13 protein-coding genes are annotated in these 16,385 nt (G+C 47.2%); 9 read left to right on the top strand and 4 right to left on the bottom strand.

All coding sequences use genetic code 11. The features are described from left to right. The coding region (locus PsAD37_RS28610) for a hypothetical protein (RefSeq protein WP_206600094.1) at nucleotides 1–243 on the top strand (243 nt) is incomplete at its 5' end. A gap of 69 nt (nucleotides 244–312) precedes the next feature. Here the strand turns inward: PsAD37_RS28610 and PsAD37_RS20865 are convergent. Further along, nucleotides 313–1,011, bottom strand: a complete 699-nt coding sequence (locus PsAD37_RS20865) for a Crp/Fnr family transcriptional regulator (RefSeq protein WP_153039824.1) — start codon at nucleotides 1,009–1,011, stop codon at nucleotides 313–315. A gap of 268 nt (nucleotides 1,012–1,279) precedes the next feature. Here PsAD37_RS20865 and PsAD37_RS20860 point away from each other — a divergent pair, with 268 nt between their 5' ends. The 5 genes from PsAD37_RS20860 to PsAD37_RS20840 all read left to right on the top strand — a co-directional run bounded on the left by PsAD37_RS20860 (nucleotide 1,280) and on the right by PsAD37_RS20840 (nucleotide 6,748). Beyond that, the gene (locus tag PsAD37_RS20860; RefSeq protein WP_063297779.1) at nucleotides 1,280–1,582 is read left to right on the top strand and encodes an HdeA/HdeB family chaperone; all 303 of its coding nucleotides are present in this window, start codon (nucleotides 1,280–1,282) and stop codon (nucleotides 1,580–1,582) included. Between the two features lie 139 nt (nucleotides 1,583–1,721). Then, entirely contained in the window at nucleotides 1,722–3,140 is a 1,419-nt protein-coding gene (locus tag PsAD37_RS20855) for an amino acid permease (protein ID WP_063297778.1), read from the top strand. A gap of 14 nt (nucleotides 3,141–3,154) precedes the next feature. Continuing rightward, nucleotides 3,155–4,543 (top strand): glutamate decarboxylase, encoded by a 1,389-nt coding sequence (locus PsAD37_RS20850; RefSeq protein WP_063297777.1) that lies wholly within the window; start codon nucleotides 3,155–3,157, stop codon nucleotides 4,541–4,543. Between the two features lie 322 nt (nucleotides 4,544–4,865). Next, a complete protein-coding gene (locus tag PsAD37_RS20845; protein ID WP_063297776.1) occupies nucleotides 4,866–6,326 on the top strand; it encodes a catalase in 1,461 nt (486 codons plus the stop codon). Between the two features lie 101 nt (nucleotides 6,327–6,427). Further along, a complete protein-coding gene (locus PsAD37_RS20840) occupies nucleotides 6,428–6,748 on the top strand; it encodes a hypothetical protein (RefSeq protein ID WP_208992010.1) in 321 nt (106 codons plus the stop codon). A gap of 417 nt (nucleotides 6,749–7,165) precedes the next feature. Here the strand turns inward: PsAD37_RS20840 and PsAD37_RS20835 are convergent, their stop codons facing one another. After that, complete coding sequence (locus PsAD37_RS20835; protein WP_063297775.1) at nucleotides 7,166–8,077, bottom strand: LysR family transcriptional regulator; 912 nt, start codon at nucleotides 8,075–8,077, stop codon at nucleotides 7,166–7,168. A 97-nt stretch (nucleotides 8,078–8,174) separates the two neighbouring features. On the opposite strand from PsAD37_RS20835, the gene PsAD37_RS20830 reads away from it, so the two are divergent. The 3 genes from PsAD37_RS20830 to PsAD37_RS20815 all read left to right on the top strand — a co-directional run bounded on the left by PsAD37_RS20830 (nucleotide 8,175) and on the right by PsAD37_RS20815 (nucleotide 14,245). Then, a complete protein-coding gene (locus PsAD37_RS20830) occupies nucleotides 8,175–9,284 on the top strand; it encodes an NADH:flavin oxidoreductase (protein WP_063297774.1) in 1,110 nt (369 codons plus the stop codon). Between the two features lie 1,118 nt (nucleotides 9,285–10,402). Further along, nucleotides 10,403–13,738, top strand: a complete 3,336-nt coding sequence (locus PsAD37_RS20820; RefSeq protein ID WP_063297772.1) for a M10 family metallopeptidase C-terminal domain-containing protein — start codon at nucleotides 10,403–10,405, stop codon at nucleotides 13,736–13,738. Between the two features lie 99 nt (nucleotides 13,739–13,837). After that, nucleotides 13,838–14,245 carry a hypothetical protein gene (locus PsAD37_RS20815; RefSeq protein ID WP_063297771.1) on the top strand — a complete coding sequence of 136 codons (408 nt, stop codon included), beginning with the start codon at nucleotides 13,838–13,840 and terminating at the stop codon, nucleotides 14,243–14,245. Nucleotides 14,246–14,328: 83 nt separating this feature from the next. Here the strand turns inward: PsAD37_RS20815 and PsAD37_RS20810 are convergent, their stop codons facing one another. Both PsAD37_RS20810 and PsAD37_RS20805 read right to left on the bottom strand, forming a co-directional pair. Beyond that, on the bottom strand, nucleotides 14,329–15,690 hold the full coding sequence (locus PsAD37_RS20810; RefSeq protein WP_063297770.1) for a hypothetical protein: 1,362 nt from the start codon (nucleotides 15,688–15,690) through the stop codon (nucleotides 14,329–14,331). A gap of 1 nt (nucleotide 15,691) precedes the next feature. Beyond that, nucleotides 15,692–16,249 carry a hypothetical protein gene (locus PsAD37_RS20805; RefSeq protein WP_063297769.1) on the bottom strand — a complete coding sequence of 186 codons (558 nt, stop codon included), beginning with the start codon at nucleotides 16,247–16,249 and terminating at the stop codon, nucleotides 15,692–15,694. Between the last annotated feature and the right edge of the window lie 136 nt (nucleotides 16,250–16,385).

Below are 16,385 nucleotides of genomic sequence, written 5' to 3'. Positions count from 1 at the left end.
TTCTGGCTCAAATCGCTGATCACAAGATCACCCGCCTCAACGATCTCATGCCGTGGTGTTACGCTGCTAAGCCAGCGTAACAGGGCCTATTTCCGTTTTGTAGGTCGGGTTCGCCGGACGCACACTGAACATCGATCATTGGGTTTGGTCGATCGCGCAGGCCTGTGTTGTTTGCTGGCAAGCTATGAAGCAGATGAAGGTGCTGTGTCTGTTAGCTGGTTAACAGACCGCCGAATATTCTAGAGCTAAGTTGGGAGCTTTGGAAAAGCGTGTTTATTTCTAACAGAACTGTATTGAAGAATGTGAATCTATTTACTCTGCATAACTCGGAGCAGCGTCGGCCAACTTTTCAAGCTTGTTGAGCTGGATAATGCTTAGATAGCCATCTTTCAGCTCAATTATGCCTTGTTTTTTAAAGTCATTGAGAGTGAGGTTGACGGTCGGTCTTGAGCATCCAACTAGGGTTGCAATTTCGCCTTGTGTTAAACGCACATTAATGCTGATGCGATTGTTGTTTTCCTGGCCAAGATCATTTGCAAGCAGGCTTATCATTTTTGCCATGCGCGATGTCGCGCTTTTAAAAATCAAATCTTCAGCTCTGGTCTCAATCCGTTGCAGGCGCTTTCCGACCTGTTTGGATATTGCAAAACTAAAACTGGGAGCAGTTTGCATTAGTTCGATGAAAACCTTTTTGGGGAGTTTTAAAACACCGCATTGATCAATCGCAACTGCAAAGCTTTCACGAGAGTCATTATTGAGTGCTGATAGCTCCCCAAAGACTTCTCCAGGCTCTACAAAGCCAAGAGTGAATTCACCACCGGAGTTCGAACAGCGGTACAATCTCGTTAAGCCCTTTTCCAGCAAATACACAGTATCAGGCTCGATCATAGGAGAGAAGATCGTTTCCTTGTCCTGAAACACCTGAGTTCTTGAGGCCGAACGAATACTTTTGACAGTGTCATCTGGTAGCGCGTCAAGCCAGTTAATTGTTGTAAGATGCCAGTGCGACAACTTTTCCTCCCCTTGTCATCAATAGACGAACATGCAGCAAAAATAACTTCTGAGAACACATTTTATCTACACTCAAGTGTCTTGTTATCCGTCATTCGAGGCAAAAACAACAAATTAAATAATGTTAATTTTGAGCGTTTTTGAGCGCAGCTGTTGGCCAGCTAACAGCGAGTCTATGAATGGACTGCTAATCGTTCGCCTGTAGGTTGGGAGTTCGGCCTACCTATTAGAAACATTAGATAATTAGCTCTGAAGGGAAAGTTAGCTCATGCGGTTTTTGGGTATTACACTAGCATTATTGCTTGCAGGCGGAAGCAGCGTCTATGCAGATGAAGCTGCCACATCAAAGCGTGATATGTCAAAACTCACTTGTGGTGAGTTTTTGGAAATGAGTGCACCTGATGCGGTTGTGACACTTTTCTGGATTGATGGATACCTATCCAGCAAAAACGATGCGCCAGTATGGGATGCTGAAACTTTTGTGGAGCATCGCGACAAACTCGTAAAAATTTGCGCCTCAGAAGATGGCAAGGAGAAATTCCTCTTCGAAGAAGTGGAAGAACTAAACTAGATCTGCCGTGAAGTGGGACTGCGTAGCAGTCTCACTTTTGGTAAACTGATGCCTCCCGTTTAGGGACGTTGCTCCTTGAAGACCAATCAGTGATGCAACTTTCCTTCGCTTCTTGTCCTCTGATACAGCATCCCACAATATGAAAACTCAACGCGCCAAAGGCGTGCAGCAAATAGGTGCACTTGCGCTTACTTTGACCACTGCTGCTTTGTTTATGACACTTCGTAATATGCCGATGATGGCTGAAACCGGGATGAAAATGATCCTCTTCAACCTCATCACCATTTTCGCCTATCTTATTCCTGTGGCTCTTATCTCCACAGAACTTGCTACAGGATGGCCAAAAAACGGAGTTTACCACTGGGTAGAAGAGGCATTTGGATCACGTATGGGCTTTATTGCTGTATGGATGCAATGGGTCCAGAGTATTTTCGGGATAACGTCTATCCTAGCCTACATAGCGGCTTCACTAGCATATGCTTTCGACCCAGAACTCGGTACCAACAAGTACTTCATAATATTCATTATCTTGTCTGTTTACTGGTCTGCCACCCTTGTCAATTTCCGAGGCAGCAAAGGCTCAGGCATAATAAGCTCTCTCGCTGTTTCCGCAGGAGTTTTATTGCCTTCTGTTCTCCTGATTGCATTGGGTGCGATCTATGTAAGTTCTGGAAATGAGCTCCATCTAGATACGACATTGACTGCCAAAAATCTGGTCCCATCAGTTTGGGAGACAGGGAACCTGGTTCTCTTCTTGAGCTTTATCTTTGGTTTTGTTGGGGTTGAAGTATCGGCCAGCCACGCTCGAGAAGTTAAGAATATACGACGTGTCTATCCCATCGCAATTTTCAGTGCTGCCGGGATTGGGTTTGTAACAACTTTACTGGGTGGGTTGACGGTCGCTTCAGTGTTACCCGCGGGGTCCATTGATCAAATCAATGGCGCGATGCAAGCGTTCTCTGCTTTGCTGACACACTTCAAGCTACTGTGGTTCTTACCGATAATAGCTATTCTTGTTGCATTAGGTGCTGCAGGACAGGTGAGTACTTGGATTGTGGGTCCGGTGAAAGGGCTTTTTGCTGCAGGCCAAGCTGGAAATTTACCCCTCTGGGCGCAGAAGGTGAACCATCAGGGCGTGCCTACTAATCTTCTTGTTTTGCAGGCTGTACTTATTTCGCTCATTGCGATGTTCTTCATTGTTGTCAAAGATGTAAATACGGCGTTCTTGATACTCACCTCAGCCGCAGTCCTCATATACTCACTGATGTATATATTGATGTATGCCGCAGCAATACGCTTGCGATATACACACCCAGAAGTTGAGAGGGCCTATCGAGTTCCTGGTGGGAAAAAAGGCATGTGGCTTGTTGCTGGAACCGGCCTAGTTGCTTCTACCGCATGTTTTGCAATTGGCTTCATTCCCCCGCTTCACAGTGGTTTTGCCATCGAAACCTTTGAACTCTTGATGGTTGCAGGTCTGGCAATTGTCGTTGCTGTTCCAGTTCTAATATTTTCAATTCGCCGACCATTTTGGTCACTGACAAAAGCGATCAGTTAAGAAGGACCCGAATAATGGGTAACACAAAAACCGATATGTCTGATGTTGATGTATCTTCATCTATGTTGATGCCCTCTTATGGCGGGCGCGTGATGCGGGAACCTATCCCTAAGTTCAGTCTGCCTGATGGCCAGATGGAAGCTGAGACTGCGTACCGGATCATCCATGACGAGCTTATGCTTGATGGCAATGCCCGACTTAATATGGCAACTTTTGTAACAACCTGGATGGAGCCTCAGGCAGAGCGCCTGATGGCTGAAACCTTTGATAAGAACTTAATTGACAAAGATGAATATCCAAACACAGCAATGATAGAGGAGCGCTGCATCAAGATTGTAGCGAACCTCTTTAATGCTCCAGATGGGTTTACTGGTTCGTCAGCGATCGGTTCGAGTGAAGCTGTCATGTTGGCGGGCATGGCATTGAAGTGGAAGTGGAGAGATCGACAGAAAGCTAAAGGCAAGCCCACTGACAAACCGAATTTGATCCTTGGAACCAATGTGCAAGTTGTCTGGGAAAAATTCTGCCGTTATTGGGATGTAGAACCACGGTTTGTTTCAATGTCAGCAGATCGATATGTTATCGATCCTGACGAAACTGTTGCGAAAATTGATGAGAACACCATTGGTATTGTTACAATTTTGGGAACGACTTATACCGGCGAATATGAACCAATCAAAGAAGTTCATGACGCGCTGGTGATATCCAACGAACAGACTGGTTTCGAAGTTCCTCTTCATATTGATGCTGCAAGTGGTGGGTTTGTTGCACCGTTCTTGCAGCCTGAGTTGGAATGGGACTTCCGCTTGCCACTGGTTAAGTCGATCAATGTCTCAGGCCATAAATATGGCTTGGTTTATCCTGGTGTTGGTTGGGTCGCGTGGCGGGACAAAAGTGATCTGCCTGAAGATCTTGTTTTTCATGTAGATTACCTGGGCGGTAATATGCCCACCTTCACCTTAAACTTCTCCAGACCGGGCAATCAGATCGTAGGCCAATACTACAACTTCCTCAGATTAGGACGGGATGGTTACACACGGATAATGGAGAACTTACGTTCAATTGCCAGCTATCTGTCCCAGAACATCGCGCAAATGGATCAGTTTGAATTGCTCAGTGATGGAAGTACCATCCCGGTCTTTGCATTCAAAATGAAAGATCCGAACAAATACACCGTGTATGCTGTTTCCGAGCACCTGAGAGTTCATGGATGGCAAGTTCCTGCGTATGCAATGCCAGAGGGAGCTGAAGATATACACGTGCTCAGGATCGTTCTTAGGGAAGGTTTCAGTCGTGATATGGCGGAGCTGCTTCTCAAAGATTTAGCGACCGTTATTGAAAAATTAGAACGAGAGTCAAAGAACGGACATGAAGCGCCATCAAAACACTTTGCTCACGTATAGTCCCCCTACCATAAATTTTTAGCGTGCTAAGCATATCAAACCAGTGTTTCTGAATACGACTATATTAGCCTGAGAATTACAAGGCTATACCTATCGGCTTTTAGGCAGGTTTGATATGCTCCTGCACCCAAATTCATTACTGATGGAAAAGTTATTGACAGGTCAGAGAGTCCTCAATTTGATGCTGCCCGCTATACTCACTCACCCTTTTAGCTTTGTTTGGTGGCATCATCAAAACTAGTTATGGCCCAATAAGTTTTTTTGATTTTGATTTTCTCCGCTCTGAAATGATCCTTCAGGCATAATAATATGCGGAGAAAATATGACTAATCAGCCCAAGTTGACCACTGCTTTTGGTTCCCCTGTTCCCGACAATCAGAACATTCAAACTGCCGGCCCCCGCGGTCCTGCTCTGTTGCAGGATGTTTGGTTCCTCGAAAAAATGGCCCACTTTGATCGTGAGGTTATCCCTGAGCGCAGAATGCATGCCAAAGGCTCGGGCGCTTATGGGACATTCACAACAACCAATGACATCACCAAGTTCACTCGTGCTAAGATTTTCTCTGAAGTTGGCAAGAAATCCGACTTATTCATGCGGTTCTCAACAGTGGCAGGAGAACGTGGCGCTGCTGATGCAGAACGGGATATTCGCGGCTTCGCCATAAAGTTCTACACTGAGGAAGGCAATTGGGATCTGGTGGGCAACAACACACCAGTCTTTTTTCTCCGCGATCCGCTAAAATTTCCAGATCTGAACCATGCAGTGAAACGTGACCCGCGCACCAACATGCGCAGCGCAGATAACAACTGGGATTTCTGGACGAACCTGCCTGAAGCTCTGCACCAGGTCACGATCGTCATGTCAGACCGCGGCATTCCGGCGACTTATCGCCATATGCATGGATTTGGCAGTCATACCTACAGTTTCATCAACGCAGACAACGAGCGTTATTGGGTTAAGTTCCATTTTGAAACCCAACAAGGCATCAAAAACCTGACGGATGAAGAAGCCGCTCAAATCGTTGCAAATGATCGCGAAAGTCACCAGAGAGATCTATATGACAGCATTGAGAATGGCGAGTTTCCGAAATGGGCACTGTCAGTCCAGATTATGCCAGAAAAAGAGGCCGGCAATTATCACATCAACCCCTTTGATCTAACTAAGGTATGGCCTAAGTCCGACTACCCGTTGATCGAAGTTGGCGTGCTTGAACTGAACCGAAATCCTGAGAACTACTACGCTGAAGTAGAGCAGGCTTCATTTGCGCCTTCTACAATTGTGCCCGGCATCAGTTTCTCTCCCGACAAAATGCTTCAGGGCCGCCTGTTCTCTTATGGTGATGCTGCGCGGTATCGTCTTGGAGTTAATCACTCGCAAATCCCGGTCAATGCACCGCGCTGCCCATTCCATTCCTATCACCGCGACGGAGCCATGAGAGTTGATGGCAACAACAGTTCACGTATCGGATATGAGCCGAACATGTTTGGCGAATGGCAACAGCAACCAGATTTTTCCGAACCGCCACTCTCAATAGAAGGAGCAGCGGGTCATTGGGACCATCGGGAGGATGAAGATTACTATTCTCAGCCTGGCGCTCTTTTCCGCTCAATGAATGCAGACCAGAAAGAAGCTCTGTTTGCAAACACAGCCCGCTCGCTTAGCCCCGCACGTATCGAAATCCAACACCGTCATGTCCGCAACTGTTACCGCGCTGATCCTGCTTACGGCACAGGTATTGCAGATGCGCTCAACATCAGTATTGCAGATGTAAAAGATATCTAAATTACATTGATAGTCACAGATCAGGGGCTCTGCCAAAGCCGACCAACCAATAGAGACCCCTGATCCACAATTGCCGAAGTACATTCTAAGGGGAAAATTCAATGGATTTCAAAGGTAACGATACCCATATCAATCGACGTACGCTTTTAACGCGCGGTTCCACGATGGCTGTCGCCACAGGAGCATCTGTTGTTGCGAGCAAGGCTTGGAGCGCGAAACAAAATGAGGAAGACTTAAGCGCCAAAATTCTTCAAGTCATATCGGAACTTGAAGCAGAAACAAATTCTGAGCTCGCAGCTATTACCTGGTCCAGACAACATATCGCCAATAAGCTGCGTGCATCGCTTGGAATGCCAGTAGAACAAGAAGAGTATAACAAAAACTATCGAGATTATTACAATTATAGCCTGCAGGAAGCGTGATCTTACGTGGCTGGTTCGATCAATATTAACGTATACAGCTGACTGATAATAAAAATAGAAAAAATAACAATAGACAGGGATTTCTCAAACCCTGTTTACTGATGTGTTTATACCGAGATCACAATACTCTCAACCGCTTCTGCTATCTTTTACGCTTTGGAGTATAAAGGATGGTCTCAATTCTCTTTTCGAGCACTTTCGTGGATTGATAGATCCGGATATGAGCCAAGCCTTATGACTGAAACGTGCAAAGTCTTTGGGGGCAATGTACTGCTAATAAAATCAGCTGACTTAACTGCTTGAAAATCTTGATTGCCAGTTCATATTAAAGAGTTTCTTTCGGGTCGTTGCATGATACTGCTCCTCTTCTGCTGGGGCTTGGAATGATTTACCGGCAAACTTCAGGAAGCTACTAAACTACTCCCAGCTTGTTTTGTCTTTGCAAGCTTGGGCAAAAAAGCGCCATGCAATTTGAACACGCTTGGGAAGATGTTTTCTGGGCGCGCGCAGTAAGAACAATTTAAAGGGGTCAGCATCTTCTATTTGGTTTAAATGGATCAGCTGACCAGTTCTTAGTTCATTTTCTACAATCACTTTAGGCAGAAAAGCGATACCCGCGCCGCTGATCGCTGCTCGTTTTAAAACAAAACTATTATTGGCACGCAGCACGACATTTGGCGCAATCCACTCCTGCCCCTCGCGACAGCGCAAAAACCACTCAGAAGAACTCTGAGGGCCATCGAACACAAGAGCTTTATGGCCTTTCAAGTCATGGCTTGTTTCAATTTTTGGAGTACGCGAAAGGTAGTCTTTTGAGGCGCAAAGTACTCGTGGCACAAATGAAACTTGCTGTGTAATAGCTGTGCTGTCTTCAAGGGCTCTGGAGACCCTAAAAATGATATCAACATCCTCGTTCAAGACATCAGAAAAGCTATCAGACACAACTATATCTAGTTTTAAGCTCGGATATTTCATCTGAAACTCAGAAATGTGCTCAGCTATGACATCTTGAGCAATTATTGAGGGCACATTGAGCCGTACAACGCCCGTAATGGCCTTCGAGTCTGCACAAAGCTTGTCCTTCAACCATGTCAACTCATCAGCAACAATACTTGCGGTTCGGTAACATTCTTGCCCGGCGTCTGTAAGACGCAAAGCACGGGTTGAACGGATCAATAAGCTAGCGCCTAAAACGGCCTCCAACCGGGTAACCTGCTTGGCAACCCAGGCAGGTGAGATATTGAGAATGCGTCCGGCAGCTGAAAAGCTTCCAGAATCAACAACAACCCGAAAAATACCGAGTAGATCTGATAGGTTCTCGCTTGTCATTATATAACGAATTGGAAAAGGTGATTAGTCATTGCATCCAATTAACATACGAGCAGGAAAAGGCATACCCGATTGACCACCGGCAAACGGAGATACCATGACCTACTCTCAGTTATTCGAAAGCGCAAAACTTGGGAAGCTAGAGCTACGCAACCGAACTCTTGTCGCTCCAATGACGCGCGTCAGTGCAAGTGCTTCAGGCTGTGTTGGCCCTCTTATGCAGCCGTATTATGAGAGATTTGGCAAGGGGGGCTTTGGAGCAATCATTACCGAGGGCGTCTACACTGACCAACACTTTAGTCAGGGATACGAGTTCCAGCCGGGGATCACTGATAAAACGCAAGCCGCAAATTGGACTGAGTTAATCAAAGGCGTGAAGGCAGCAGGCGCAAAAATAATTATGCAATTAATGCATGCTGGTGCCCTGTCTCAATTTAATCGCTTCTCTAATGAGACACGTGGCCCTTCCCCCGTACAGCCTAAAGGTCAACAAATGGAGTTCTATCGGGGTTCTGGTATGTATCCTACCCCTTCTGAAATGACGGTTTCTGAGATTAAGACTGCAATTTGCGGTTTTGCAGACTCGGCTAAACGTGCTCAGGAGGCCGGTGCAGACGGGGTCGAGATTCACAGTGCCAACGGTTATCTTTTGGATCAGTTCCTAACCGATTACGCAAACCAGCGTGGTGACCAATACGGCCAAGGCATATTTGAACGCACGCGACTGACACGCGAGGTTCTAGAAGCTGTTCGCGATGCTGTCGGGGGCGATTTTACGGTTGGCGTACGTCTATCACAGAGCAAAGTCAACGACTTCGAGCACAAATGGGCAGGACAAAGAGACGACGCTAAGGTTATCTTCGAGGCGGTAGAAGCGAGTGGTGCTGATTACATACACACTACAGAATTTGCTGCTCAGGCCTCGGCATTTCAACATGGAGCGTCTTTAGCTGCACATGCAAAAAATCTTACCGGTTTACCTGTCATAGCGAATGGCGGCCTAGGTGATCCTGCAATCGCACAAAAAATGATCCTGCAAGATGAGTGTGATTTTGTGGCGATTGGTAAAGACGCGCTTGTTACGCAGAATTGGCCTGTGAAAGTGCAAAAGAACGAAGCACGGCGTCCGTTTGATTTTGAAATGTTCACGCCTCTGGCTGATCTAGAGACAGCGAATGCTTACTTTTCTGCCCGTGCCGAAATCTAGTTTAGAACATTCTCTTTACGGCATCTCTCCACAAGAGGGGTGCCGTCAGTTCCTTAGTTTAGGATTGAGGAATGAAACATCTCATAATATAATGATCTACTTTGGGCTATCTCTAATTTTTCTTTATGCCTTTGAAACTTTCAAGTAATAACGATTAACTTTTTCAGTTTGTCATGCTCTAAAAATATTGCCAAAAGCTGATTACACCCGATCAATTGTTTCTCCTAGGTTATCTGCTTTGCCTATCGCTAAATCCAATATCTAGTAATAATAGCTCCGCCAGTTCTTATTTGCTCCTCAAGGAGCTGTATGAACAAGATTACTCAAACAAGTGCTGAAAAATCCTGAAAATGAAATTTCTTCAAGATTATCAATCAACCGCAAGCGGGTAATAATGATATTGGCACACAACCTTAGATTGGCGATGGTAAACGTCAAGCGCACGAAATAGCGATAAAGTAATTTATTATATTATTGATTAAATATTTTAGCATTACGTTTGGTAACTTAAAAATTATCATCTTTAACAGCGTTGACTTTAAACCTCATTTAAAAAAGAATTCTAGCACTGCATGCAGTGTGCTTAGGTTAAATCTACACAAGGCATTGAGGAACCAAAAGAATTCTGAATGTGCTTACTCTTGAGGGGACGGCACTTCACCTGAACTTGGGGCTGTCGAAATGTTTGATTACTATGAGGAATCTCTTGCCGAATGTATCGATAAGCGCACTCGCTCTTCGCGAGCCACAACTGACGGCGTCGCTAGCCGGTTTCTGGGAGGAACCGATAGCCCAGAAAACTTATTGGAACCTTTTAGAGGTAGCATTTGCGCAGCCGGCATTGCGCTTGCTCGCAGATTGAAGCCTATGCTTTTATTCAGTCCAGGTCTTCAAATTCGGGCAACCAGATCAGCTCTTATCGGGCTCATTCTAAGGCAATCTTCAAGCAAAGAATGCCTCAGGCAGCAGCTTTCATAGCCTCTTAGCTAATTAATCCCTTCAGTCATCCTTCAATGCCGTTGAATGCATTTATGCATGCGATGTCAGGCTCTAATTGGCCGCACCATAAAACCAAGCAGCATTAAACACCCAAACTTTGTATAACGGGAGAGACAAAGATGCCAAATCAAAACCAACCCAACGATCAGTGGTGGGTTAATGACCAAACGCCGGATAATCCGTTTGGTAAAAGTGATGATTACGAAGCTTTTCTAGATTACGTTGGCGCGCTGCGCCGCAGTCTGACACCTGAGATTGCAAATAAGCCGCTGGTGATCAATGTTACAGACCTCAATGACCATCCTGAGTACAAGGCTGCCGCTATTGGCGCGCTGAAGATGTGGTCAGCAGTTACGCCTTTTGAATTCGTGATTGTTGATGATGCCCCATATGATGCAGATGTGCATTGGATGGAAATCGTAAGCCCTGAGCTGGGCGAGCCGAGTGACGGCAGCGCTTTCTCGAACGACCGAAAAGTCAGCATCGGTCAGCGTTTCCACGACACAGAGCCGAACAAGACCGATATTGGCGGTTACGTGTTTGACAGTTTCATTCATGAATTCGGCCATGAGTTCGGCCTCAATCACCCAGGACTTTACAACTACAGCGGTCCCGGCGGCGTGCAGATCAACTACCTGAACAATGCAACCTGGATTTATGATCGTCAGCAATACAGTGTCATGTCCTATTTCGATGGCATTGATGTTGGTGAAACGACACGTTGGTCCGCTTCAACACCGCTGATGGCAGATATTGAAGCTACGATTCGTCGTTTTTTCTCAGAAATCGATGAGAACGGTGAGCGGACCTATCAGACAATTGACCTCAACACTGGTGACAACACCTACGGCTTTAACAGCTCCGAATACGGTTATGAGCTGACCTCCTCAGGCATGCAGCACGACATTGGGTTCGTGATCCATGATACGGGCGGTGTTGACACCATTGACTTCTCGGGATCAACCGCAGGCACGATCCTTGACCTGCGTGCCGGACAGTTCTCCAGCGTCAATGGGCACAGCAACAATGTGTCTATCTTTGCTGGCCACAATGCAGACCAGACCGAATACTACATCGAGAATGGCATCGGCAGTGAATACGATGACATTTTGATCGGTAACGATGGCGACAACGTTCTGGACGGTCGCGGCGGTGCTGATAAAATGGCTGGCGGCAAAGGTGACGATGTTTATTTTGTCGATTCCGCTGATGATATCGTACGCGAGGAAGCTGACGGCGGAAACGATACGATCATTGTGCTGAACAGCGACCTGGACCTGGGTGAAGTCGAGAACGTTGAAAACATCATCTACGTGGGTGGTACTCCGACCCAACCCGTCGTTGACGGTGACGATGACACTTCAAGCGATTCCGGCGATTCTCTGACCAGCCTCATCTTTGGTGATGAAGACAACAACACCCTTGAAGGTGGAGCTGGTGGCGACACGATCTTTGGTCTGGATGGTGATGACCTCATCATTGGTGGTCGTGACTCATTGGCGAGCCGTGATATCAACAACACCATCGCAGTCGAAGATCTTGAAGATCAGACCGAAAGCGATGACGGAAATGATGTGCTTTATGGTGGTCGCGGCAACGATACCATCTTTGGTGGTGCTGGTGACGACATTCTTGATGGCGGCGACGGCGACGACACACTGATGGGTCAGGATGGTGTTGACATCTTCCGCGGTGGTGACGGCGTTGACACAGTGGACTACAGCCATGAGAGCCCGTTCCAGCTGCTTGTAAACCTTGAGACCAACGTTGCAAGCGGCGGTACTGCATCAGGTGACACGTTCTATAGCATTGAGAACCTGATTGGCTCTGATGACCGTATTGACCGGTTCATCGGCACAGATTCAGACAACCATTTCTGGGGTCGTGGTGGCGGCGACGTCTTCAATGGCGGCGGCGGCGATGACATCCTCGACGGCGGCAATGACGGCGACTTGTTGTATGGTGATGAAGGCAATGACACGCTCATTGGCGGTTCTGGTCAGGATTATCTTGACGGTGGCGAAGGCATCGACACGGTCGTTTACTCTGGAAGTTCTGAGGGAGTAACGGTTGACCTTGCTAACGGCACAGCACGCGGTGGCGACGCAGATGGTCCAGTCCAGATTGTAGGACGAGGCACAGTCATCAGGCATGATATCATCGTCGACGTTGAAAACGCTGTCGGCTCTTTCTTCGATGATCACCTCATTGGCAATGACCAGACAAACGAACTCTCTGGCGGTTCAGGTAACGACATTCTGACCGGTGGCGAAGGTGCTGACATCCTGAACGGTGGTCGCGGCAGTGATACTGCGGACTATTCCGACGCAACCAGCGGTGTCAATCTCAACCTGGGACGCGGTAAGTCAGAAGGTGACACCTACATCTCGATAGAGAACCTCTCAGGTTCCGGACATAATGATCACATGAAGGGTGATAACGCTGCCAACACCTTGACTGGTCAAGGTGGCAACGATGTTCTTCGTGGTGGCAAAGGCGATGATGTCCTCTTCGGTGACTTCGCTGATCAAGGTGAACCTATCCCACGCCCAGGCATGGGTACAGGGTACGCGACGCTTGGTCCGGATGCGACGAACAACTCAATCGCAACTGCATTCGATATCTCCAATAATTTCTCTTTGACAGAAGATTCTGACATCTTCGATTCAACAACTGTTCTTCATACAACAGTTAATGCGACCGGAAATGGCCTGGGCGGATACTATGGTATCGAGCTTGCGGCAGGTACGACCATTACAATCGATATCGACGGTATTGCAGATCCAGACGTCCATGACAGCTGGGTCAGACTGCTCGATGCTGATGGTAATATTGTCGAACAAAACGATGATGGTGGCAGCGATCCCGGCTCTACAACCAACCGTGATTCAAGCATAGTCTTCATTGTTGAAGAAACTGGTACCTACTACATTCTGGAGGGTGCGTGGTCACCGGACGTTCAAGGTTGGTCAGAAGCAGTGCCAGAGGGCTCTACCTACAAACTCAACGTATCAGTTGAGTTCCCGCCTGAGCCAATTCAGCCGGGTGAAGCTGGTAATGATAAGCTCTACGGCGGAAAAGGTAGTGACTTCCTCGACGGTGGCCTAGGTGCAGACATTCTGGTTGGTGGCGCAGGCGAAGATTCCTTCCGCTTCTCAACAGAGCTTGGCAACGACAATGTCGATAAAATCAAAGACTTCAGTGTTGGCGAGGATCTGATCCTTCTCGACAATGGCATCTTTGCTGAACTTGGTGGCACTGGCGCTCTTGATCTGACTGCATTCCACATGAGTGCTGCAGGTGTTAGCCAGGATGCTGCTGACCGCATCATCTACGACAGCGACAGCGGTGCTCTGCTGTATGATGCCGATGGTTCAGGAGACATTGGTGCAATTCAGTTTGCTCAGTTGAAGACTGGTCTGTCACTTTCTGCAGATGACTTCGTTATCGTTTGATAACTTACAGGAGGGGGGCTCTTATGCTCCCCTCTTGCTATCTTCTTAGCTACTCATGCATCTAAACTACTCTGATGATGCAATCCAAAGGGGAAAAGAATGAAGCCTCTGATCAATCGAAGTGCAGTGTTCTTGACTGCCGGTCTACTGGTCGCCGGAACCGGTGCCATCTCTAAGACCACCGAAGCGCAAGCATCAGACATTCGCGGCACCCTTACATTCGCAGGTGATACAGAAATTCCCAAAGGCCAAATCAAAATTTACATTGAAGACACTGCCATCAAGGAGAGTACACGAGAACTCACCACTCAGACCCATCTCAAAAGCTCAGGCAAATCGAAAGCCATCGACTTTTCCGTCACACGCCCCGCTAATGTCCAGGCATCACCTACACTCCGGATCATAGCCCAACTACAACGCCCCGACGGCTGGCTCCTCGCCCAAGGCAGCACGAAGATCAAGTCTGGCAAGCTGTTGGACATTGTGTTTTACAAAACTATGTATTGAAGGAACAAGCTTTTTTAAGTAAACGGATAGCATCACAGAATAGTTAGTTATAATGATTGCGATCACAGTTGCGTACGCATAATCTAAAGTACTAACTTACCATAAATCACCCCGCCAATTTGATGCAATGGACACCTTGTCTGTAAACTCAACACCGTTTCTCCGGGTACTCTTGCTGCAAACTTTTTTTCTAATTTGCACCAGGCATTGCTCATGGACAGAGACCCAGTTAAACTCCAGAATGATCCATGCTTTTTGCTTTTTGCTTTTTGCTTTTTGCTTTTTAAAGAAACTTCCACACTGTCAGAAAAAAATGCATCATGAATCTTATGTTGTGGCAAAGTGGTTCGAAGATAAAAAACGCCTCTATTTGTAACAAGAGTTCCGGTTGGTTGTTGCCCTAGAAAGTCTGCTGCTTGTTTGAGAGGCGAGTTGGTTACAGGTTTGATCAGAAACTGGAGCCAAATACCAAGCTGCAAAACGATGACAAGAACCAAAGCAGGTTTTGCCCACTTGCCAGAAGAATACACCAACCAGATCACCAGCAAAATCGCAGGTAGGACCACGTGGCGGAGGTTTTCAGGGTTTTGGGCAAGTAGTGTCCAGAGCACGGCTGTTGCTGCAGCTATTAGCAAGGGTGAGAGTTTGGGGTGGGTTAGGAAAGCAGGGGCAGCTATGAGGAGAAGCGAGAGCGAACTTGCAAGAGCTATGGGTTCTTTTTCAAAGACATCCAGCCAACCTTCACGTTCGAAGGTTGGCTCAAACGATGTGTTACCCCAGACGGTGAAATGACCTTCAGTGAACCGCAGCGCCTCAATCAGGTAAGCCTCGCCTTCCAGAAGAAATACTCCTCCGAAAGACACAAACAGTGTGCCGGCACTTGCGATAAAGAGTTTTGTGCGTGCCTCTTTTTTCAAATACCACTCAGTGATTAAGGACAGAGCAACTGGAACAATGAAAGATGGCCGACAGGCCAGGGCAAACCCTGCAAAGCACCCTGCCCTGACGTGTTTGCCTCTACCCATAAAAGCTAGGGCTGCAAGAAAGAATGCAATACCTGTTGCATCGCTCATCATACTCAATGCGACAAGCGGAAGGAAAGGCTGCGTCAAAACTGCAACGAATGCCAGCAGCACACCTCTATGAGATGCGCCCCACGCTTTGGTGGTCCACGCTGCAAGGGGAGGTAAAGACAGTGCAGAAAAAAGGCCCAGGTAGAAGACCGCTTGCTTTGCACTCAAACCCATCGAAACAAGCAGTTTGCTCAGCACTATAAATCCCGGATATCCCGGAAAATGTGGCCTGAACTCAAGCACACTGAAGCGAATTGTGCCATTAACAAAGAAATAAGCATCATCACTTGGGATGCTTGGTATGTGGTGGAGCAACCAAATGGACAAAGTCACGTAGCAAAAGAGAGCTGCCCCCCAGCCAAGTCGCAACATACTAGTTTGCCAACGCTTTTAAGACGTCCTCAACAGCTGCATTGTAAGCGGCAGGATCTGGCTCTCGCTTACCAACCCCAAACACGCCAGGGTTCCCGATGGCTTCAAGTGCCAGTCGGAGACTTTCATCTGCTGCTTGACGTTGCTTGCCCGGTAACTCCCCGGCCATGGCATCGAAGAAGCGTTTTGATTTGACGACAAGAGCTTTAGCGGTCTGATAGTCGTTCAAATTTTCGGAACCTGCTTGCAAACGACGGGTAATCTCCGCAATAAAAACGCGATTGATTGCAGCTGCGATTGTCGCTGTATCTTGAGAGGTTAAGGCCTTTTCAAATGCTTCTGAGAGCCCGCTGTCATAATCAATCGTCAAATAAGCAAGTTCCTCTGAGATCTCGTTGACGGCTAACTTCGCTGCTTCAAAGTCCCCGGCGTTTACAGCTTTAAAGATGGCTTCCCGCGCATCAATCAGAGGCTCCTTACCAGCTGCAGCATAAGAGTAGGCATGGGCCTGACCAGCAATAAGCAAAGACATAAGCAATGCATAAAATATTCTCACCACGACTGGTCTCCTAGAGCTTGTCGCGTTTAATCGGTCATGTATCCAGCTGTTTTGAAGAAGTTGTTGCACTCTTGCTTTGTGAAGAGGTCGCAGACTTGGCCTACGGCCTGCCACAGTGCTTGATAACTTCTTGCTG

This window comes from Pseudovibrio sp. Ad37 (genome assembly GCF_001623075.1).
In the GTDB taxonomy this organism is placed as follows: Bacteria; Pseudomonadota; Alphaproteobacteria; order Rhizobiales; family Stappiaceae; genus Pseudovibrio.
The sequence above is the reverse complement of the archived record's forward strand: the minus strand, read 5'-3'. Positions and strand labels throughout refer to the sequence as shown.